Consider the following 20913-nt stretch of genomic DNA (forward strand, 5'->3'; position numbering starts at 1 on the left):
CGCTCGCGCGGCGCCGAGCCAGGATGGCCCCCCGAACCCTCATCATCACGCCGACGTACAACGAGCGAGACAACCTCGCCGAGTTCGTGAGCTCCGTCCTCGCGGCGGCCCCGGACGCGCACGTGCTCGTCGTCGACGACGCGTCGCCCGACGGGACAGGCGCCCTCGGCGATGAGCTCGCCGCGCGCGACGGGCGCGTCCACGTGCTCCACCGCGCGGCGAAGCGCGGGCTCGGTACGGCCTACCTGGAGGGCTTCCAGCGCGCGCTCGACGGCGGCTACGACGTCGCGTTCGAGATGGACGCCGACCTCTCGCACGACCCGCGCCACCTGCCGGCGTTCCTCGACGCGATCGCCCGGGGCGCCGACGTCGTCCTCGGCTCGCGCAACATGCCGGGTGGCGGCGTGGAGGGCTGGGGCCTCGGGCGGCACGTGCTCTCGAAGGGCGGCTCCCTCTACGCGCGGGCGATCCTGGGCGTCGGCATCCGCGACCTCACGACCGGCTACAAGGCGTTCACGCGGCGCGCGCTCCTCTCGCTCGATCTCGGCAGCGTGCGCTCGAACGGCTACGCCTTCCAGATCGAGACGACCTACCGCGCGCTGCGCAAAGGGCTCCGCGTGGTCGAGGTGCCGATCGTGTTCGTCGACCGCCGCGCAGGCCGCTCGAAGATGAGCCGCCGGATCTTCGCCGAGGCGATCGTCGAGGTCTTCCGCCTGAAGCTCGACGCCGCGCGCGGTCGCATCTGATCGCGCGGCCCCGCCGGAGCGCGCGCTGCGCTCAGCGCTCCCCCGTGCGAGGCGGCCGCGATGCGGCGTGCGTGCGGCCCTGCTCGTCGATCTCCAGCTCGTCGAGCTCCTCGTCCAGCGCGACGTCGCCGTCGTGGATGCGCGATCGACCGGGGGCCTCCTGCTCCTCGAAGCGCACGCGCGCCGCCGCGGCCTGGCCGCGCTGGGCAGCGTCCTCTGGCGCCGGGTGCCCGCGGACGACGCGGGTGGCGCGGCGCAGCGCGAGATCGGCGACCCGCCCGGCCCTGCGCACGTTGGGCGCGGCCTTCTCGCGCAGCACGCGGCCGAACACCAGGGACAGCAGCGTCAGCACCGTCGGGACGATCACCCCGAGCGCGAGGCCGACCGCGATGCGCGCGACGGTGAGGCCGAACAGCGCGGCCACGAGCGGCAGGCCCACCAGGCCGCGATCGAGCGACGGGCGCCCCTCGTGCCGGCGCGCGCGCCGCTCCTCCTTGCGCGCGCGCTTCTCTTCCTTGCGCTCGTCCTTGCGCGCGCGCCGCTCGTCCTTGCGCTCGTCCTTGCGCGCGCGCCGCTCCCCCTGGCGCGCCCCGCGCTCCGCGGAGCCCTCCGCAGGCTCGCCAGCGCGCGGCGTCTCGGGGGGCGCGCCGCCCGCTTCGAGCCCCGACAGGAGCGGCGCGATGCGCGCGGCGCGGCGGTCCGGGTCGGGCTCCAGCATCGCGGAGAGCGCCCGGACGAGGCGCGGGTCGGCGCGATCGCCGAGGGCAGCGGGCACGTCGATCGCGAGCCCTCGGTGCGGCAGGTTCTCCGGCTCCTCGCCGGTGAGCAGGCAGAGCGCGGTCGCGCCGACCGCATAGACGTCCGACGCGGGCAGCGCGCGGCCCTGGAACTGCTCCGGCGCCATGTACCCGAACGTGCCGACCACGGTGCTCCCGCCCTCGGGGCGCATGCGATCGCGGACCGCGCCGAAGTCGACGATCGCGAAGGAGCCGTCGGGCCGGCGGATCACATTGTTCGGCTTGATGTCGCGGTGGATGACCGACGGCGCGCGGCCGTGCAGGTAGTCGAGCACGCCCGAGGCGTCCCTCAAGAAGCGGAGGATGTCGTCCCGCCCGAGCACCGCGCGGCGACGGCGCATCGCGCCCAGGCTCTCGCCCTCGATCTTCTCCATCACCAGGAAGAGCGCTCCGTCCTCCTCGAAATGATCGAGGTAGGCCGGCAGGCTCGGGTGCGAGAGCGACGCGAGCACCCGGGCCTCGCGCTCGGCGAGCTCCACGCTCTTCCAGCTGGAGGCGCCGCGGATCTGGAACCGCTTGATCGCGACGAGCTTGCCGAGCCGCTTGTCGACCGCCTCGAGCGTGTGCCCCTGAGCCCCTTCGCCGAGGGCGCGCGTGATCACGTAGCGCCCGTCGCGCAACGCCTGGCTCGGCTCGGCACCCATCGAGGGAGCGAGAGTACACCGCCAGGGCAACGACACCAGGTCGAAGCCGCGCCTGGGCGCCCGCGAGCGCCGCGCCGGCGAACGTCCGAACGCCCGCCGACGCGCGCGCGGCTCGCGCCATGCGCTCTGCTAGAGTCGCGGGCGATGTCCCTGATCCTCACCGTGCTCGGGCTGTTTGCCGCGCTCTACCTGCTGTCGGGGCTGCGGCAGATCAACCAGTGGGAAGCCGCGCTACGCTTCACGCTCGGCAAGCTGACCGGCCGCGTATCCCCCGGGGTGACGCTGTTCCTCCCGGGGATCCAGGAGCTGCGGCGCATCGACACGCGGATGAAGAACCGCGATCTCCTCCAGCAGATGGTGATCACCCGCGACAACGTGACCACGATGGTCGATGCGGTCGTCTATTACCGCGTCGTCGATCCGGAGAAGGCCACGCTGGCCGTCGAGAACTACGAGACGGCGATGAAGGACCGCGCGAAGGTCGTGCTGCGCGACGTGGTGGGCGAGACGCGGCTCGACGAGCTGCTCGCGCACCGCGAGGAGGTCGCCGCCAAGGTGCGCGCGCAGGTCGAGGCGGTGGCGGCCGCGTGGGGCCTGCACGTGGAGATGATCGGCCTCCAGGACATCGCGCTGCCGCCCCAGATGCAGGAGGTGCTCGCGAAGGGCGCGATCGCCGAGCGCGATCGGCGCTACGTGGTCATCAAGAGCGAGGCCGACGTGGAGAGCGCGAAGAACTTCGCGGAGGCGGCGGGCATCCTCGCGCGCTCGCCCGGGGCGATGGAGCTGCGCCGCTTCGAGGCGCTGGCGAACCTGAGCCAGGGCAACACCAAGGTGATCTTCGACCTGGCGAAGCCGTACGACGACGTGCGGCACGCGGCGGTCGCGATGGCCGAGGCGGCGACCACCGAGGCGAAGCCCGTGCGCGTCCAGCAGGGGCAACGCGCGGTCGACGCCGAGGCGCAGCGCGAGGCCGAGGCGGCCCTCGAAGAGCAGGCGGCCCTCGAGGAGCAGCGGACGGCGCGGCGCGGGCGCATGGGCGGGGCGTGATCCCGGCGCTGACCGCGCTCAAGGCTGCGGTCGCGGCGCTGCTCGAGGCGCGCGGTGAGCGCGGGCTCTCCGCCCTCGTCGCCGGCGGTGAGCTCGCGCTCGCCGCCCCGCCCCAGCGGTGGACGCTCGGGTCGCGCGAGGTGAGCGCGTCACGCCTCTCGCTGGCCGTCGACGCGCCCGAGTTCGCGACGCTCACCGCGGATCCGAGCCGCCTCGCGGCGGTGAAGGAGGCGTTCGCGAGCGCGGTACGCACGCCGGAGACGGAGCTCGCCGATCTGTCGCTGGTGCTGCGCCTGCCCGGCGTCAGGCGCGGGTGGAGCCAGATCTACCGGGAGGCCGCCCTCCCGGCGGCGCCGGAGCGGCCGGCTCCGGACGCGGTGCTCGGCGGCGCGGCGGCCCTGCTCGAGGCGTCGGGCGACGCGCGGGGCGCGGCGATGCTCCGGCGCGCGCGGCTCGAGGAAGCGCAGGTCGCGGGCGGCAGGAGCGCCGCGCTGGTGCGCTGCGTGGTGCGGCTCGAGCCAGCGGATCGCGCGGCGCTCGACCGCGATGGCGAGCGCGCGGAGCGGCTGCGGCGGGCGGTGCGCGACGCAGGCACGCGCCCCTCCGAGGCGATCGCGTCCGTGGAGCTCGCCACGGCGCTCTACCCGCTCGGCGGAGCGGCGGCGCCGGAGGCCCGGCTCGCGCGGGCCCTCGCGGCGCGCGGCGCGGTGGCGGTGACCATCCGCCGCGGTGACGGGCCGGAGCGCGACGGCGTGGAGCTCGCGGTCGTGGCGTCCGGCGAGCTCCTGCGCGTCCGGATCACAGCGGCCCCGGAGCGCGAGCACGGCCTCTGGAGAGCCGAGGGGATCCGCGCGATCACGGTCGCAGCCGGGGACCTCACGACGCCAGAGCGGACGGAGGAGCTCGCCGCGCTGCTCTGCGGCGGCGAGCTCCCGTGACGCGCCGCGGTCAGCCCCGGGCCGGCAGGCCGGGCGCCGCGGCGCCAGCGCCGGCCGTCGCGGCGCCGTTGCGCGGGGGGTTCTCCGGGCGGGTCATGCTCCGGATCGCATGCTGGAGCGCCGCGCGGAGGTTGCGCTGCGTATTGAGCTGCGAGAGGTCGAGCCCGAGCGCGACCATCGTCTGCGCGACGTTCGGCTTGATCCCTGCGACGATCCCGTCGGCCCCAAGCAACCGGATCGCCGTGACAAGCTCGATCAGGTGGCTCGCGACCTGCGTATCGACCACCTCGACACCCGTCAGGTCGAGGATGGCGAAGCGCGCCTGCTTCTCCACGATCTTCGAGAGCAGGCTGTCCATTACATCGGCGGTGCGCATGCTGTCGACCGTCCCCACCATCGGCAGCGTGAGCACGCCGTCCCAGACTTCGATGATCGGCGTCGACAGATCGCGAATCACCTTCTGCTGCGCCTCGATCTGCTGAAGCTGAGCGCGCAGCTCCTTCTCGGTGCGCTTGGACTCCGAGATATCGAACGACAGCCCCAGCAAGCCGCCCCCGGCCTCGCCGTCCTCCCCACGGAGCGGGGTGACCCAGTTGTCCCAGTGGGTACCGAGCGAATCCGTGCGAAAGCGGCGCACCTTCCCGTCGAACCATTTGCGCATGTCAGGCGTGTCGAGCCCGGAGACGTCGTCGCCGCCTGAATCTGGCTGGTTTCCATAGAGCTCGATCCAGTTGACCCCGACGAGCTGCCCACGTTTGAGGCCGATCCTCTCGACTCCCGTGCCGTCGTGATAAAAACAGATCCCATCAGGGCGGAGAGCCCAGAAACTCATACCGTCCACGTGCTCGGCGATGCTGTCCAGGATGCGCGCCTTGTTGCGGAGATTCGTCAGCGCTTCCTCGCCGATTTCGGGTGTCGCCCGGAACGCCCCGAAGACCGCGCTGCGATCGGGCGAACGCTTCGCGTTGCACGACAGCGGCCGGTACGCCCCACGCGCGTCGCGAAGGCGAACGCGGAAACAGACGGGCTCGTCCGCCTGCTCGAGCTTCGCCCACGCGTCCAGGAGCGCTGCTCGATCCTCCGGGTGGGCGAGCTCTGCGAGCGTCGTGCCCTCCGCGCTCGCGGGGCCGATGACCTCCCGCAGCGCCTCGTTCTCGTGGAGCAATCCGCCCCCGGCCGAGGCGACGAAGAGCAATTCCGGACAGCTGGCGAAATACTCAGCGAACAGCGCGTTCGACGTCTGACTCATCACATGGGCCCCTCCTCGGGGCATGAACAGGGCACAAGGGTATCGTGCGCAAAGCCCTTGTGGGAAGGGCCCATTCCACCGCTCCCCGTTCCAGCTCAGGTGCTGCTCTGCGGCGGCGGCGAGCGCCCGTGACACGCAGCGCAGTCAACCCGGCGCCGGCAGGCCGGGCGTCGCGGCGCCGGCCGTCGCGGCGCCGTTGCGCGGGGGGTTCTCCGGGCGGGTCATGCTCCGTATCGCATGCTGGAGCGCCGCGCGGAGGTTGCGTTGCGTGGTGAGCTGCGAGAGGTCGAGCCCGAGCGCGACCATCGTCTGCGCGACGTTCGGCTTGATGCCCGCGACGATCCCGTCGGCCCCGAGCAGCCGGATCGCTGTGATAAGCTCGATCAGGTGGCTCGCGACCTTCGTGTCGACCACCTCGACGCCGGTGAGGTCGAGAATGGCAAAGCGCGCTTGCTTCTCCACGATCTTCGACAGCAGGCTGTCCATCACGTCCGCCGTCCGCACGCTGTCCACCGTCCCTACCATCGGCAGCGTCAGCACTCCGTCCCATACCTCGATGATCGGCGTCGACAGATCGCGAATCACCTTCTGCTGCGCCTCGATCTGCTGAAGCTGAGCGCGCAGCTCCTTCTCCGTGCGCTTGGACTCCGAGATGTCGAACACCATGCCGAGCAAGCCGCCCCCGGCCTCGCCGTCCTCGCCACGGAGCGGGGTGAGCCAGTTGTCCCAGTAGAGGCCGAGCGTGTCGCTGCGAAAGCGGCGCACCGCCCCGTCGAACCATTTGCGCATCTCCGACGCGGGTATCTCGGTGCCGGACGCTTCTGGCTGGTTCGCGTAGAGCTCGAACCAGTTGGCCCCGACGAGCTGCCCAGGCTTGAGCCCGACCCTCTCGAGCGCCTTGCCGTCGTGATAAAAACAGGTTCCTTCGCTGTCGAGCCCCCAGAGCACGATGTTGTCCACGTGCTCGGCGATGCTGTCCAGGATGCGCGCCTTGTTGCGGAGGGTCGTCAGCTCCTTGTCATCGATCTCGGGTGTCGGCCGGAGCGCTCCGAAGACCGCGCTGCGATCGGGCGAACGCTTCGCGTTGCACGACAGCGACCGGTACGCCCCGCGCGCGTCGCGAAGGCGAACACGGAAACAGACGGGCTCGTCCGCCTGCTCGAGCTTCGCCCACGCATCCAGGATCGCTGCTCGATCCTCCGGGTGTGCGAGCTCTGCGAGCGTCGTACCCTCCGCGCTCGCGGGGCCGATGACCTCCCGCAGCGCCTCGTTCTCGTGGAGCAGTCCGCCCCCGGCCGAGGCGACGAAGAGCAGTTCAGGACAGCTGGCGAAATACTCGGCGAACAGCGCATTCGAAGCAACACTCATTGCGCGAGCCCTCTCCGCGGCACGTCAGGACACCAGAAGAACATGAAGGTATCGTACGCGATGCCCTCGGGGGAAGGCCCGTCGCGGCGCCTGAGCGGTCGAGACACGCGCTGCGCCAAGGAGCGAGCTCACAACGGGCCTGCGTGTGATGGGCAACACCGAGCACGACAACCTGTGCAGTGTTCATGGATCTGACGGCACGCCTCCCGGACGCGCGGGCCCATCCGGGAGATTGGACCCCTCCGCGAGGTGAACCTTGCGGTGCAGCGCGATCGTCATTTCGCTGGGAGCAGTCCTTGGCACGCCGGCGAGGTGATGTCGTTCACCTTGTTGTGAGAGTGCAGGAGCCGAGTGTGCGGCAACAGACCACGGACAGGCGCGCAGGCACGACGCACAGCGTGGTCAGCCGGGCGCCGGCAGGCCGGACGTCATCGCGCCGACGGCGGAAGGCGCAACACCGGCGGCGGATGTTCCGGCATCGCCGCGCGGGGGGTTCTCCGGGCGGGTCATGCTCCGGATCGCATGCTGGAGCGCCGCGCGGAGGTTACGTTGCGTGGTGAGCTGCGAGAGGTCGAGACCGAGCGCGACCATCGTCTGCGCGACGTTCGGCTTGATGCCCGCGACGATGCCTTCGGCCCCGAGCAGCCGGATCGCTGTGATAAGCTCGATCAGGTGGCTCGCGACCTTCGTGTCGACCACCTCGACGCCGGTCAGGTCGAGGATCGCGAAGCGCGCCTGCTTCTCCACGATCTTCGACAGCAGGCTGTCCATCACGTCCGCCGTCCGCACGCTGTCCACCGTCCCTACCATCGGCAGCGTCAGCACTCCGTCCCACACCTCGATGATCGGCGTCGACAGATCGCGAATCACCTTCTGCTGCGCCTCGATCTGCTGCAGCTGGGCGCGCAGCTCCTTCTCTGTGGTCCTGGACTCCGAGATGTCGAACGACAGCCCCAGCAAGCCTCTCCCGGGCTCGCCGTCCTCCCCACGAAGCGGGGTGATCCAGTTGTCCCAGTAGACGCCAAGCATGTCGCTGCGAAAGCGGCGCACCTTGCCGTCGAACCATTGGCGCACGCTGTCGACGGGCGCGTCATCGACAGCTGCGTCTGCCTGGTTCCCATACAGCTCGAACCAGTTGGCCCCGACGAGCTGCCCGCGCTTGAACCCGGCGGTCCCGAGCGCCTTGCCATCGTGATAAAAACAGGTTCCTTCGCTGTCGAGCGCCCAGAACGCCATGTTGTCCACGTGCTCGACGATGCTGTCCAGGATGCGCGCCTTGTTGCGGAGGGTCATCAGCTCCTTGTCATCGATCTCGGATGTCGGCCGGAGCGACCCAAAGACCGCGCTGCGATCGGGCGAACGCTTCGCGTTGCACGACAGCGACCGGTACGCCCCGCGCGCGTCGCGGACACGGAGGCAGAGAGAGATGGGCTCGCCGGTCTGCTCGAGCTTCGCCCACGCGTCCAGGAGCGCCGCGCGATCCTCGGGGTGAGCGAGCTCTGCAAGGGTCGCACCCCCCTCGCTCATGGGGCCAAGGATCTCCCGCAAGGCTTCATTCTCGTGGAGCAGTCCGCCTGCGGTCGAGGCGACGAAGAGCAGCTCAGGACAGCTGGAGAAAAATTCAGCAAATAACCCATTCGAAGCAACGCTCATCACGCAGGCCCCCTCTCCCCTGGATATCAGAATGGCAGGAAGGTATCCCACGCGATGCCCTCGAGGGAATGTCTCTCGCGGCGATGCCATTTCCGGCGCGGGTGCTTGCGAGCAGGCGCTCGCGGCGGCGGGCCATGGCCAACGGGCGTATCTTCATGGCGTATGGAAGAGAAAGACGAGACGCTCGCGAGCTCTGCTGCAGTGAGGGCCTGCTCGCGGCCGCGCTCCTGGAGCGGCTGCACGGCTGCTCGGCGCGCGGACTGGACGGCTCGCTGGAGATGCTCGAGCACGCCAGGCGAGCGCTCGCGAAGGAGGTGTCGAGCTCAGGGATCAGCAGGCCGCTGCGACGGCGAGCCCCTCCGCTCACCGCTCCGTCGACCGCTCGGCGAGCCACGCCGGATACCCCTTTGATTCAACGGACGTAAGGCCGAGGTCGGGCACCTCCACGAACACCGCGCGGCCCACGGCGTAGAGCGCTTCGAGCAAGATCTCTGGCGGACCGAACGCTTCGAGGCCCAGCGACCACGCCGCCGGAGCAGCCGCGCCCTCGCCTTCCGCCACGGCAACGCGCGTCAGCTCGACAGCACATCCGGCTCCGGGGTGCTCGCCGTCCATCACCTCGACGGCGCGTCCGCCCACCAGCCCGAACACCCTCACGCGGCGCTCCTTCGTGAGGGTCGTCCACCCGCTGTCATCGGCGTCCGTCGACGAGAGGGTGAGCTTCGTCCACCGCTCCAGCTCACCCAGCACCGTGGGAGAGAGGTGGATGGATCCGAACGCGCAGACCCGAAACTTGACCTCCAGGCTCTTCGGCCGACCGCCGCGCTTCTTGATCCCGAGATCGGCGCGCCGGAGGCGCCGGTAGCGGTCATGCCGGGGCGCCTCGGAGAACGCACGCGAGAACCACGACACGAGCCGCGCCGCCCGAGCGTCGTCCGCAGGCAGGAACCAGCGGACTTCGATGCTCTCCCGGATGTCCATGGCGTCCTCCCGGCCACGCGCTGGCGGCACGTCCGCACCACCGCCTCCATGATGCCAGAAGCAGGGGTGCGTGTGCCGCCGGCGCGGCGAAGGTAGGATCTCAGGTCAGGCTGCCTTCCGCCAGAGGTCGCACGGCTGCATGCGGGCGAACGCCGCTGCGCGCGCCGCTGCGCCTCCCCGGCTCAGGCCCTCGACGACGCCCGGTACGAGTCGGACACGACCTTCTTTGCAAAGTCGACGATCGGCTCCCTGGGGACGTTCTGGATCGCGTACTTGACCGCGTAGCCGCCGGCGAGGAGGGTGAGCTGGCGCAGGATCTTCGAGCTGGCGAGCACGCCAATCGCAAACGCCGCTCCGCCGATCGCGATCGGGACGATGTACGGGACGTCCTTGACCTTGGTCTGGATGTCCTTGGCGAACTTCAGCAGCATGTCGAGGTTCACCGCGCCCTCGCCGCCCTGCGCCTGCTGCGCTCCAGGCTCGTGCGAGCCGGACTCCTGCGAGCCGCCCTCGTAAATCCCGTTCTTGTACCCGCCCGAAGTGTACTGGTCGTTACCGATGCTCATAGCGCTCTACCTCGTCCTGAGATGATCAGCCACTGAGTTGGCTATAGCTCCAGGCGCTATGCGAAGCACATACCAGCAGGAAGCGCCGGAGCGGCCGACGCGCAGCAAAGGTGAGCCCGCGCGGCTCGCGCCAGCAGCAGGCGAGCCGCTTGCTCCAGCGGCGAGCACGCTCGCAGGCGAGGGCGCCCGTCTGCGATGAGGCAACTTGGCCGGGCGTGGCAAATGATCCCACCTCGATCGGCTCACACGACATCGTCTCGCATCGGAGGAGAGGCGGTCCGTGCAGACCTCGAATGTGGCGGGCTGCGCCCACGCGGATGGAGGCGACGCTCGTGCTCGACCAGCACCGCTGACGAGCGCTCGGCGCGAGGTTGGAGCGCCGGTTGCACGCCGCGCCTCCGAGACCGACGCGCGCGCGACGGAGCTCGCTCCCGGCACACGCCTTGCGTGAATTGCCTGCGCCCATGTCGCTCACGACGGTGCTGTTCGGCCGGCGGCTGGCCTCCGATGAAGAGGAGAAGGAACAGATCGGTCCGCTCTCCGGCATCCCGGTCCTGGGCCTCGACGCGCTCGCTTCCGCGTCGTACGGGCCCGAGGCCGCGCTCACCGTGCTCCTCCCCCTCGGCGCGCACGGCGTCCACTACATCGTGCCGCTCAGCGCCCTGGTCATCGGGCTGCTCGCGATCGTCTACGTCTCGTACCGCCAGACGATCGCCGCGTACCCGAGCGGCGGCGGCTCATACATCGTCGCGAAGGAGAACCTCGGCACGCGCGCCGGCCTCGTCGCGGCGGCGGCCCTGCTCATCGACTACATACTCAACGTCGCGGTCGCCATCTCCGCGGGGGTGGGCGCGCTCGTCTCCGCGATGCCCGCGCTCCTGCCCCACACCCTGGGCCTCTGCCTCGCCGTCCTCGCCCTGCTCACCGCGGCCAACCTGCGCGGGCTCCGCACCGCGGGCCTCGTGTTCTTGGTGCCGACGTACGCGTTCCTCGGCTGTCTCTTCGCGGTGATCGCGATCGGGATCGGGAAGACGATCCTCCACGGAGGGCACCCGCCGCCCGTGGTCGCGCCGCCCTCGCTGCCCGTCGCGCTCGGCGCCGCGAGCCTGGGGCTCCTCTGCCACTCTTTCGCGAGCGGGTGCACCGCGATGACCGGCGTGGAAGCGGTGAGCAACGGCGTCCCCGCCTTTCGCAAGCCGAGCGCCAGGCAGGCGCGCCGGACGCTCTCGTACATCGTCGCCTCGCTCGGCATCCTGCTCGCCGGGATCGCGATCCTCGCGCGGGCGTACGGGATCACCGCCACCGAGCCCGGCAGGAGCGGCTATCAGAGCATCGTCTCGCAGATCGTGGGCGCGGTCGTGGGGCGCGGCCCTTTCTACTACGTGACCCTGGCCGCCGTGGTGGCGGTGCTCATGCTCTCCGCCAACACCAGCTTCGCCGACTTCCCCCGCCTCTGTCAGCTGCTCGCGCTCGATCGCTTCCTGCCCGAGCCCTTCATCCACCGCGGCAGGCGCCTCGCCTTCTCCTACGGCATCGGCGTCCTCGCCGGGCTCTCAGCCCTCCTGCTCGTCGTCTTCCAGGGCATCACCGACGCCCTCATCCCGCTCTTCGCGGTGGGCGCGTTCCTCGCCTTCACGATGTCGCAGGCGGGGATGACCGCGCACTGGCGCAGGGTCCGCGGCAAGCGCTCCCGGCTCCACCTCGCCGTCAACGCGACCGGCGCCACGGCCACGGCCGCCACGCTCGTCGTCATCATCCTCTCGAAGTTCACCGAGGGGGCGTGGATCTCGACCCTGCTCGTGATCGGGGCCTTTCTCATCTTCTGCAATGTGCGACGCCACTACAAGCACATCGACGAGGTGGTCCGCGCCCGCGCGCCGCTCGACCTCACCCCACCTCCGCCGCCGATCGTGGTGGTGCCGATCAGGCGCTGGGACCTCGTGGCGCAGAAGGGGCTCCGCTTCGCGCTCCGGCTCTCACCTGAGGTCTACGCGCTCCAGGTGCTCCTCGACGATCCTCGCGTCGAGGACCTGAGCGGCGAATGGCGCGATCTCGTGGAGGAGCCCGCGAAGCAGAAGGGGGTACCGGCGCCACGGCTCTCGGTGGTGCGGTCCCGCTACCGGCGGCTCTTCAGGCCGCTGCTCCGCTTCGTCACCACCCTCGCGCACGCCCACCCGGATCGGCAGGTGGCGGTCGTTGTGCCGGAAGTGGTCGAGTCACGCTGGTACCATTACCTGCTCCACAACCACACGGCATCGATCCTCAAATGGCTCCTTCTCTTCCGGGGCGGGAAGGGCATCGTGATCGTCAACACGCCCTTTTATCTGCCCGACGCGCCGGAGACCGCCTGATCGTCGTGTGTGGCCGCGCCGGCGCGAGGCCGCCCGACCGGCCCGGGAGCGCCGCGTCCCGGGAGCGCGCCGCGGGTGGCCGTCGAGCGCGGGGCCAGGCGCGGAGGAGCCTGGCCCGGGGCCTCACCACCACGATCGCTGGCGGGCGAGGGAGACGATCGCGGCCGAGAGCTTGTGCGGGTCGTGGCGAATCAGCTTGCCGCCGAACAGGAGGTCGGCGGGGACGAGGAGGTCGGAGGCGAGCGGTTTGTCCGGCGAGGTAACGACCGGCTCAGAGCCAGCGGAGGCGTACTCCTCCAGGCCCTCGGAGGGCCAGACGTCGTTGACCAGCACCGCGTCGAGCCGGGCCTCGCCGAGGTACATGGCGATGGTCCCCACGAAGTCCTCGACCGTGTAGCCGGGGGTCTCGTTGGGCTTCGTCATCAGGTTGCACACGAACATCGCGCGGGCGCGGCTCGCCGCGATGGCCTCGCGCACGCCTTTGACCAGGAGGTTCGGCACGAGGCTCGTGTAGAGGTCTCCCGGCCCGAGGATGATGAGATCGGCGTCCGCGATCGCGTCGAGCGCCGCTGGGTACGCCTGGGCCTCGGGATCCAGATAGACCGAGAGCACTGGCGCATCGAGCATGTCGGAGAGGTTGTCAATCGACGCTTCCCCGCGGATGGTCCGGTCGTTCTCCAGGTGCATCACGAGATCGACGTGATCCATCGTGACCGGGAGGACGCGGTTCTTGACGGAGAAGATCTCGTGCAGGCGCTCGACCGTGAGGGGGAGCGAGCCGGTGATCTCCTGCACCGCGGTGAATATGAGGTTGCGCAGGGTGTGCCCGCCGAGGCTCCCCGAGCGGAAGCGGTGGCCGAGCAGCTCTTTCAGCGCCTCCGGGTGCTCGGACAGGGCGACGAGGCAACGCGTGAAGTCGCCTGGCGGCAGGAGGCCGTACTCGTCCCGGAGCCTTCCGGAGCTGCCGCCCGAGTCCATCATGGTCACGATCGCGGTGATCCGGGCGCTCAGGGCGCGCAGACCCGTGAGGAGCGTGTAATGGCCGGTCCCCCCTCCCACGGTCACGATCTTCGGCGTCGCCATCGGGGAGCAGGCTACCATGCGGACGAGCGGGGCAGAGACCGACCGTCAGGCCGCCGAGATCTCGGCGCGCGGCTGCGGCGCGCACTTCGCGAGGCGGCGCGACGCGACGGCGTGGTACGTGGGCGCGATCTCGGCGCTGTAGCAGCGCCGCCCTGCGGCGAAGGACGCCACCGCGACCGAGCAGAGCCCCCCGAATGGCTCCCAGACGACATCGCCTGGATCGGACGAAGCGCGGATGATGCGATCGAGCAGCTTGAGGGGCTTCTGGTTGCCGTGGATCGACCGCGTGTCCTCCTTGAAGCGTTCGGGGCCGCGGACCGCGGGTTCGTGCCAGACGTTGGTCACGCCGACCTCGCAATGGAATTTGGCTCTCAGGGTGGCCCACTCCTCGCCCGTCAACGGCCGCTTGCCATCGACCGAGAAGTAGGGTCGTCCCTCGGGGCGGCCGTGCGCGTTCGCGAAGGCGGCGAGCTGCTCGAACGCCGAGGCCGGGGGGTAATACCAGAGGTGGCAACGGGTGAAGTACTTCCTCGTGGCCGCGTTCTTCACGCCGCACGCCTCGTTCGTCTGGCGCAGGGGGAGGCCCGAGCGCTCCCATTCGTGCCGCAGCCAGGTCTTGAGGGGCAGCCGCACGCCGGCGCTCTCCAGGAGGACCTTGCGCACGTACTGCACGCACACCTCGCTCACCACGGGGAACTTGCGCAGCGTCCGGGTGTTCGCGTTGCCCGCGATGTGGGCGATGCCCTTGTCCCAGACGTGGCAGGTCCGGTACTCCCATCCGTGCTGCTCGAGCAGCGGGTGCACCGTCGCCCAGCCGACCTCCGTCGCCCAGAACCAGAGGGTGGCGGACGGCAAGGCGCGCTCTGACCAGACGGCGACGTGGGGCGCGTACCACGCGGCGAGCCCGTCGTGCGTCGGGGGATCGCCGGGAAAACCGGAGACGCCATAAGCACCGTCGGAGACAATCACGGTGGGTCTCGGCCAGGAGGCGTAGTGCTCCAGCGCGTCGCCGAGCGTCAGGGTGGGTTGGAGGTGGATCGATGCGCGCTTCACGGGGGGCACGCGGCCATCCAATCGATCTGCGCGGATCTGTCAACAAAACGGCGGAGCTCGGCCCCGGCGACCCGCCTGGACCCGCGCGCCACGCGGCGCGGGCGGGGCGCGCTTCGCCAGCGCCTCGGGCTCTCGCCGACCGCGCTCCCCGAGCGCCCGGGATCGGCCGACCCGTACGACATCGCCGGCCTCCAGTCGACGTCGGGCGCAACCTCGGTCGCGACGGCCTTCCGGCGCAACGTCGGTCGCGACGGCGGTCGTCTGGCGCAACGTCGGTCGCGACGGCCGCCAACCTCGGTCGCGACGGCCGTCGTCGGACGCAACGTCGGTCGCGACGGCCGCGCCCTCTCCGTACCGGCCGTGATCCCCGCGCCACCGCCGCGCCGCCCCCTGCGGTGGGCATCGACGCGCGGATCTACGAAGACGTGCACGGAGGTCGCCCGGAGGAGACAGCCTGTGGAAATGAGGGGAACACTATCCGCGCAGGATCGCGCACGGCCCGTGTGCCGCCTTCGTGCCGGTGATTGAAGAGATCGTTCGTTCGGCGTATGTTCGGTGGCTTGGTGCGCAACTTCGCTTTGCCGGCGCTCTGCGGCGATGCCCGCGATGAGGCCGACACCGGTGTGACCAGCCTACGCGGGGCCATCGATTCCACACGGGAGGAAATAATGATTGCATTGAAGCGCATGAGCTCGGGAGCCGCTGTTCGCGCGCTCCCGGCCGTCGTTCTGGCGGGGTTGAGCCTGCTCGCGCCGCGCCCGGCAGAGGGCCAGACGGCCGGAGAGCCGAGCCATTTCTACTGGGCCGACACGCTCGTGACCCACATCGCACCGGTAAACAACGAATATGGAAGCGGCACGACCTATGTTTATTGGGCCGGCGTCGGAGGAGCCACGGACTATCGGAGCCGCAGCCTGTGCGCGTCGTTCGTCACGAACGTCCTCAAGCAGGCCTATCAGCTGTCCGTCTACGACATCAACACATGGTTCGGCAGCATGAGCCCGAACGCCGCGCGGTACCACGACAGGATCATCGAAGAGGTTGGCTTCGAGCAGATCATGACGGTGAGCGAGATCGAGGCTGGCGATATCGTCGCGATCGAGTATCCGACGGGGAGCACGGCGAGCGGGCACGTCGCCATCGCCGCAGGCACTGCGGTGCCACGCGTGGCGACCTATCCGTTCGTCACGGGGACAATCCAGTACGCGCTCCTCGTCCTCGACTCGAGCACCACGGGCCACGGGACAAACGACACCCGGCGCAACGCGGACGGCTCCTGGCACGAGGGTGTTGGCAGGGGCGTCATGCGCCTGTATGCCAACAGCAACGGGACGATCGTGGGACACGCCTGGAGCACGCAATCGGGATCGACCTACTATGGGACGCAGATGCGCGATATCGTCGTCGGCAGGATCACCGAGCCGTATATCGAGCTCCCCCTACCGCTGTAACGACGCGCTCGGACAGCCCGCGCTTCCTGGGCCACGAGGCCGGATCACGCGATCGCGGCACCCTTGACGTGTAGTTTCACACGAAAACCAGGTATGCACGCGAACGGAGGGCGGCTGTCGCTCACTCGCCCTCGATCAGCAGCCCAGCTGCCGCGTCGGCATCCCGATCGTTCTCCTTTTACGACACGAGCGCCTCATCGTTCACGGCCACGCCATGGAAGACGCGCATCCACCACGTTTCTGCCGGAAACGCCACGCTGCGCAGCCCTGCACGCCATCGTTGAAGCGCCTCGCGGTACGCTGCGCGAAATGCACGAACAGCGGCAACCGCGGTCCTTCGTGCGTCTGCATGTCCTCTGCCCACCGCAAATGTTGGATTGAGGCCGCGAGGCGCCTCGACGCTCGTCGCGCGAGCGTCGGGCGACACCGTGCATGCGCGCTCGGGGCCGAGGAAACCGCGGCCATTCCGATGCATCGCGGCGTGCGCCTCGGCTTCCTTCCGCTCGAGTTCCGCCGTCACCTCGCGCCGAAAGGCGTCCGCGTCATCATCCGTCACAGCTGGCGGAAGCGAGATCGCAATGGCGGCGTCCTCGGGCCACGCGGGGTTGCTCGGAGCAAAGTAGAGGTCAGGACGCCTCGCCCGCAGCTCGCCGCGGCCGATTTCGTTGACGAGCACCTTCGCTCCCGGCCATTCCTTCGCACGTCGCACCAACCCCGCCTCGACCGGGTTTGCCAGTGAATATGAAATCTTTTCCACCACGGCCGCCCGCGTCAAGAGGCGAACAACGCTGGTCGCTTCGTGGCCCCAGACCGGCCCCTCCCAGGTTCGGAGCACCTTGGTCCCCAGCGCCACGAGGCGATGAAACAGTTGCAGGAATCGCGGAAGTACGCCTTCGACGTCAGTGACGACGATGTGCAGGTGCGTGGACATGGCGCACAACGCATGCAGGCGAATGCCGTAGCGCCTGGCCGAAACCGCGAGTGCATAGATGATCAGCTGAGTAATCGCGGCATCCGGTCGGAAGAGGAGGTGTCGCCGCAGCGCGCGTCGTGTGAGGAGATAGGTGGCACCTGCAACGATAGCGCGAGGCTGGCTCATGACTACCGACTATGCCAAACGCGTGCCCGGGCTTGCGGCCAATGATTTCGCATACTTAAATTTTCGCGACCCTGGCGGCTCCCGTTTTCCGCCGGCGCCCGCCATGGCCTATGCCTGGGACCGCCCCGTAGACAACACGTATCGGGTCTCACCACCACCACCAAGGCAACGTCGGTCAGACCGGCCGGGCCGGCAGTCAACGGCAACGTCGGTCAGCCCGGCACGGGCCCAACAGGGGCCTCCGTTTCCGGTGGCACGGGGCCAACAGGGGCCTCCGTTTCCGGTTGACATCTGGCACGGCGCATGGATCAACCACATTGCGCGCGTTCATGGTTGTCGACCTCGTGCGATGCTCTCGCCCGCCATGCTGCTGGAGAACTCCCATGCACCGACCCCTCCTCGCCCAAGGCCTCGTGCTGTCGCTCTCGCCGTTCGGGTGCTCTACTAGCCCGGAAATTCCTGAAGCGTACGGCATGGCGGTCATGACCGTGAACGGGGAGAGCTTGGTGCTTGACACGGGGGATAGCGGCAAGCTGCCTGTCGCCGGATTCGACGACAGCTGGGACGTTGACTGCTCCCGTCTCAATGGCGAAACCAATCTGGAGCTGGTGGATCACTCGAAGGACAGGAGGGGCTTCTACTACCTCGATCTCCATGTGCTCGGCAGCAAGCGCAAGGGCGGCGACGCTGCTGTCGTGAACATGCGAATGTACGTCGACGATGCGCTTTTCTATGGCTCTTGCCATGCGACGCTCCGGACATCGTCCGAGGACTCGCACGATTGCAAGTTCTCTTTCGCTGACTGTGGCCTGAACTTGCTCGGCGCTGCCCAGGACGTTGTTCCAGCGCGCCTCGAGTTCGCGTCATTCCACTTGAAATGGTGCTTCGTCCCGTGAGGGGGCGGTGGCGCGATACGTCCGAGGACAGCTCCTCCGCGACCCGTCGTGGCTCAAGACGACCGACGCCGCTCCACAGGGCGGTCCCCACAGAGCGCGAGACGCTCGCACCGGACGCGACGTCGGGCACTGCGTGCCGCAATGAGGCTTGAAGGAGTGCCCCGAGGCAGCGCTGGCCGGCGCGTCTGCCCGCAGGTACACCTCGATCCATGGTCGATGCGTCTCCCCAGCGGAGGTTCAGCGCCGCGTTCGCTCGGTGGTCTCGCCGCGTCCGGCGGCGGCTCGCGCTCGATCTGGTCCTCACGGGCGCCGCCGCTGGGATGGTGCTCGGCGCGGTAGGCGCGGCCGTCGCCTGGCACATGCGGCAAGGCGCGCTCCGCCCCTGGATGGCCGCGGGCAGCCTGCTCGGCGCTGTGGCTGGCGCAGCGGTGGCGCGCCGGCGCCGGTGGACTGACCCGAACGTCGCGCTGTTTCTCGACGGCAAGCTCGGCTCCGCCGAGTCGGTCTCCACGGCCGTTGAGCTCGCGGCAGCCGAGGACACAGCGGATGGCGCGCCCGGCGCCAGCGCATCCGCGGCCCGCGAGGTGGTGTTCGCCCACGCGGCCGCGGCCCTCGACGCCGCAACCGCCCGGCAGGTCCGCACGCCCCTGTGGCGACGCTGGCATGCCGGAGCCCCGCTCGCGGCAGCGGCCATTGGCTATCTCAGCTGGCTCCCTCTGCCACCAGCGCCCGCGGCAGCAGCGCCCCCGCCCGGGGCCGAGCAGGTGCGCCTCGCCGAGATCGCCGGCCTCGGGCGGGTGGTCCAGCTTTCCGAGATCGACGCTCGGGACGCCGAGCAACACGATCGGCTGAAAAAGCTCTCAGACGACGCGAAGAGGCTCCGCGAAAAGCTGAAGAGCGGCGTGGAGCGCCGCGAAGCGCAGGCCGAGCTCGGCAGGCTCCGCGACGCGATCACGGCCGAGCGGCTGTCGCTCGGCGAGGGCGAGCAGCGTCATGGGATGGAGTCGGCGCTCGGCAAGCTCGGAGAAGACCCTCAGCTGAAGCGGGCTGCGAAGGCGCTCGGCGATCGCGACCTCGTGGCGTTCGACGAGGAGATGGCGCGGCTCGCGAACAAGCTCGAACGGGACGACCGCGAACGGGCCCGGAAGGTGCTCGAGGAGGCTGCCGAAGCCGCCAAGAGGGCCGGCGCCCCCGGCGTGGCGAAGGCGCTCGAGGAACAGCGCAAGCTGCTGGATCAGCGCGGCAAGCAGGCCGACGCGTTGAGGGAGCTGGCGGAGGCGCTCGGCGACGGGCTCGGCGACGAGGGGCGCGACGCGCTCCGCGAGCTCGCCCGGACCGGCAGCGACCGCGACGCGCGGCGGCTTGCTGGCAGCCTCGAGAAGGCGCTCGAGAAATTGAGCCCCGAGGAGCGCAAGCGGCTCGCCGACCGCTTGAAGCAGCGGATGGCCCAGTCCCCCGAGAGCGCGCTCGGAGAGCCCATGTCGAAGGAGCAGATGCGCGAGCTCGCACGGCAGCTCGAGACGCCGGACGGACAGCAGCAGCTCGAGGAACAGCTGCGCCAGATGGCCCAGGAGGGGAGCCCGAGCAGCGAGGAATCGAAGCGCCAACGAGCGCTCGACGATGCACAGCGCGGAGCGGGCGAGGCCGAGGGGCAGCTCGGGGGGACGCCGCTCCCGATGCCGATGGCAGGCGGGGCAGGCCCACCGGGGTTGGGCAGCCAGGAGCGCGGGCAGGGCGGGCAGCAGAGCTCGTCAGGGGGCGGGGCCGGCAAGCAAGGGTCGGCGCAGCCAGGTCACTCGGAGGGCGGCGGCCCGGGCAGCCACGATGGGCAAACCGGCGCGATCGCCGGGGGTGAGCTGCGCTCACGCGCCAGCGCGAGGCTTAACCCGGGCAGGCCGATGCCCGGGCTCGTGACGGGCCGAGCAGCCGGGCGCACCGGAGACACCGCCAACGTGCGCGGCGAGAGCGCGCTCGGTGTCGTGGGTCCCCAGGAGGTCGGCGGTGTCGAGCGCAGCGATGTCCCCGAAGAGTACCGCGAGCAGGTAGGCCGTTATTTCCAGCCGCGCTGAGTCCGGGGACCAGACGTGGAGCGCGCAGCGCCCACCGGCCTAGAAGCTCGCGCCCAGCAGCAGGCCGTTCGCCTCTGCGCTCACGAAGGGCGCGGCATACAACCGGGGGAGCCCGGCCTTCGTGACCGGCGCGCGGCTCGACGTGGAGAACGCGTACAAGGCCGTCCCCGCGAGCACCACGCCGCCGCCGAGGAAGCTCCAGAACGAGACGTTGGCGAGCGTGGTCTGGGCGTCGCGCAGGTCGGTGCGCCTCGCGCTGCCGAGCGGCTCCGTCGCTGCGGACTCGCCCTTTGCCGTGGAGAGGATCGCGAAGGTCACGCCCGATGCGAGCCCGAGCAGCCCGACGGCCCCGCCCGCGACCACCAGCGGAATGTTCGGGCCCGAATCGAGGCTGAGGGCGATGCTCTGGTCCGAGCCCCTCGCCACGAGCAGCGACGTCGACGTCCTGGCGCCAGCGCGGCGTGCCTCGATCGTGCGCTTGCCGGGATCGACGAACACCTCGGTGTCGAGGGGCGAATGCCCGACGACCTTGCCATCGATCAGCACCTCGGCATCGTCGACGTTCACGCTGATGCGAAGCGCGCCGACCTGCGACCTGGCGACGGCGAGCCGCTTCTGCAGGAAGCTCTTCTTCTCGGCCTTCTCGCCGAGCGGAAAGGTATTGAGCGCATACTGGAGGTGCTCGGCCGCCTCGCGGGGCTGATTCACCTCCAGCTCGACGTTCCCGAGGTTGCCGGCCACGTCAAAGCTCTGCTGGAGATCCCACGCCGCCTGATAACGCGCCTCAGCCTCGGCGAATCGCGCTTCATCGTAGAACCTGTTCCCCTCCCGGTAGAGCTGCGCGGCGCGCTCGCCCGCGCGCGACGTCGCAGGCGGGGCGTCGGTCGGAGAGTTCGGCATCAGCCGAGCCTCGCCGGTCGCG

General features: G+C 69.9%; 17 protein-coding genes. 7 read left to right on the plus strand and 10 right to left on the minus strand.

Annotated features, from left to right (window positions below):
* Positions 1-23 precede the first annotated feature (23 nt).
* On the plus strand, positions 24-746 hold the full coding sequence (locus tag WME79_RS40175) for a polyprenol monophosphomannose synthase (RefSeq protein WP_437525917.1): 723 nt from the start codon (positions 24-26) through the stop codon (positions 744-746).
* Positions 747-777: 31 nt separating this feature from the next.
* Here WME79_RS40175 and WME79_RS40180 read toward each other — a convergent pair whose 3' ends face one another.
* Entirely contained in the window at positions 778-2187 is a 1410-nt protein-coding gene (locus WME79_RS40180; protein ID WP_437525920.1) for a serine/threonine protein kinase, read from the minus strand.
* 144 nt (positions 2188-2331) lie between these two features.
* Between WME79_RS40180 and WME79_RS40185 the strand changes: the two genes are divergently transcribed.
* Positions 2332-3234 carry a slipin family protein gene (locus WME79_RS40185; protein ID WP_437525923.1) on the plus strand — a complete coding sequence of 301 codons (903 nt, stop codon included), beginning with the start codon at positions 2332-2334 and terminating at the stop codon, positions 3232-3234.
* A complete protein-coding gene (locus WME79_RS40190) occupies positions 3231-4172 on the plus strand; it encodes a hypothetical protein (protein WP_437525926.1) in 942 nt (313 codons plus the stop codon). Before WME79_RS40185 ends, WME79_RS40190 begins: the two co-directional genes overlap by 4 nt.
* A gap of 10 nt (positions 4173-4182) precedes the next feature.
* Here WME79_RS40190 and WME79_RS40195 read toward each other — a convergent pair whose 3' ends face one another.
* The 5 genes from WME79_RS40195 to WME79_RS40215 all read right to left on the minus strand — a co-directional run bounded on the left by WME79_RS40195 (position 4183) and on the right by WME79_RS40215 (position 9989).
* The gene (locus WME79_RS40195; protein WP_437525929.1) at positions 4183-5421 is read right to left on the minus strand and encodes an STAS domain-containing protein; all 1239 of its coding nucleotides are present in this window, start codon (positions 5419-5421) and stop codon (positions 4183-4185) included.
* A 144-nt stretch (positions 5422-5565) separates the two neighbouring features.
* Positions 5566-6789, minus strand: coding sequence for an STAS domain-containing protein (locus WME79_RS40200; protein ID WP_437525931.1), 1224 nt, complete (start codon positions 6787-6789; stop codon positions 5566-5568).
* Between the two features lie 402 nt (positions 6790-7191).
* Positions 7192-8442 (minus strand): STAS domain-containing protein, encoded by a 1251-nt coding sequence (locus WME79_RS40205; RefSeq protein WP_437525933.1) that lies wholly within the window; start codon positions 8440-8442, stop codon positions 7192-7194.
* Positions 8443-8805: 363 nt separating this feature from the next.
* Positions 8806-9423, minus strand: coding sequence for a hypothetical protein (locus WME79_RS40210; RefSeq protein ID WP_437525936.1), 618 nt, complete (start codon positions 9421-9423; stop codon positions 8806-8808).
* Positions 9424-9605: 182 nt separating this feature from the next.
* Positions 9606-9989: a hypothetical protein gene (locus WME79_RS40215; RefSeq protein WP_437525938.1), complete on the minus strand. Its 384-nt coding sequence runs from the start codon at positions 9987-9989 to the stop codon at positions 9606-9608.
* Between the two features lie 464 nt (positions 9990-10453).
* Between WME79_RS40215 and WME79_RS40220 the strand changes: the two genes are divergently transcribed.
* Positions 10454-12340 (plus strand): APC family permease, encoded by a 1887-nt coding sequence (locus WME79_RS40220; RefSeq protein WP_437525941.1) that lies wholly within the window; start codon positions 10454-10456, stop codon positions 12338-12340.
* 123 nt (positions 12341-12463) lie between these two features.
* Here the strand turns inward: WME79_RS40220 and WME79_RS40225 are convergent, their stop codons facing one another.
* Together WME79_RS40225 and WME79_RS40230 are read right to left on the minus strand one after the other, a co-directional pair.
* Positions 12464-13423, minus strand: coding sequence for a gluconeogenesis factor YvcK family protein (locus WME79_RS40225; RefSeq protein WP_437525943.1), 960 nt, complete (start codon positions 13421-13423; stop codon positions 12464-12466).
* A 45-nt stretch (positions 13424-13468) separates the two neighbouring features.
* Positions 13469-14227, minus strand: coding sequence for a DNA methyltransferase (locus WME79_RS40230; protein ID WP_437540037.1), 759 nt, complete (start codon positions 14225-14227; stop codon positions 13469-13471).
* Between the two features lie 797 nt (positions 14228-15024).
* Here WME79_RS40230 and WME79_RS40235 point away from each other — a divergent pair.
* A complete protein-coding gene (locus WME79_RS40235; protein WP_437525945.1) occupies positions 15025-15927 on the plus strand; it encodes a hypothetical protein in 903 nt (300 codons plus the stop codon).
* Positions 15928-16105: 178 nt separating this feature from the next.
* On the opposite strand, the gene WME79_RS40240 is transcribed toward WME79_RS40235, so the two are convergent.
* Positions 16106-17026, minus strand: coding sequence for a transposase (locus WME79_RS40240; protein ID WP_437525948.1), 921 nt, complete (start codon positions 17024-17026; stop codon positions 16106-16108).
* Between the two features lie 383 nt (positions 17027-17409).
* Here WME79_RS40240 and WME79_RS40245 point away from each other — a divergent pair, with 383 nt between their 5' ends.
* Positions 17410-17922: a hypothetical protein gene (locus WME79_RS40245; RefSeq protein WP_437525951.1), complete on the plus strand. Its 513-nt coding sequence runs from the start codon at positions 17410-17412 to the stop codon at positions 17920-17922.
* Positions 17923-18131: 209 nt separating this feature from the next.
* Positions 18132-19991 (plus strand): hypothetical protein, encoded by a 1860-nt coding sequence (locus WME79_RS40250; RefSeq protein WP_437525954.1) that lies wholly within the window; start codon positions 18132-18134, stop codon positions 19989-19991.
* 39 nt (positions 19992-20030) lie between these two features.
* Here WME79_RS40250 and WME79_RS40255 read toward each other — a convergent pair whose 3' ends face one another.
* A complete protein-coding gene (locus WME79_RS40255) occupies positions 20031-20891 on the minus strand; it encodes a hypothetical protein (protein WP_437525956.1) in 861 nt (286 codons plus the stop codon).
* Positions 20892-20913 lie beyond the last annotated feature (22 nt).

This window comes from Sorangium sp. So ce726, assembly GCF_051521405.1.
Taxonomy (GTDB): domain Bacteria; phylum Myxococcota_A; class Polyangia; order Polyangiales; family Polyangiaceae; genus Sorangium.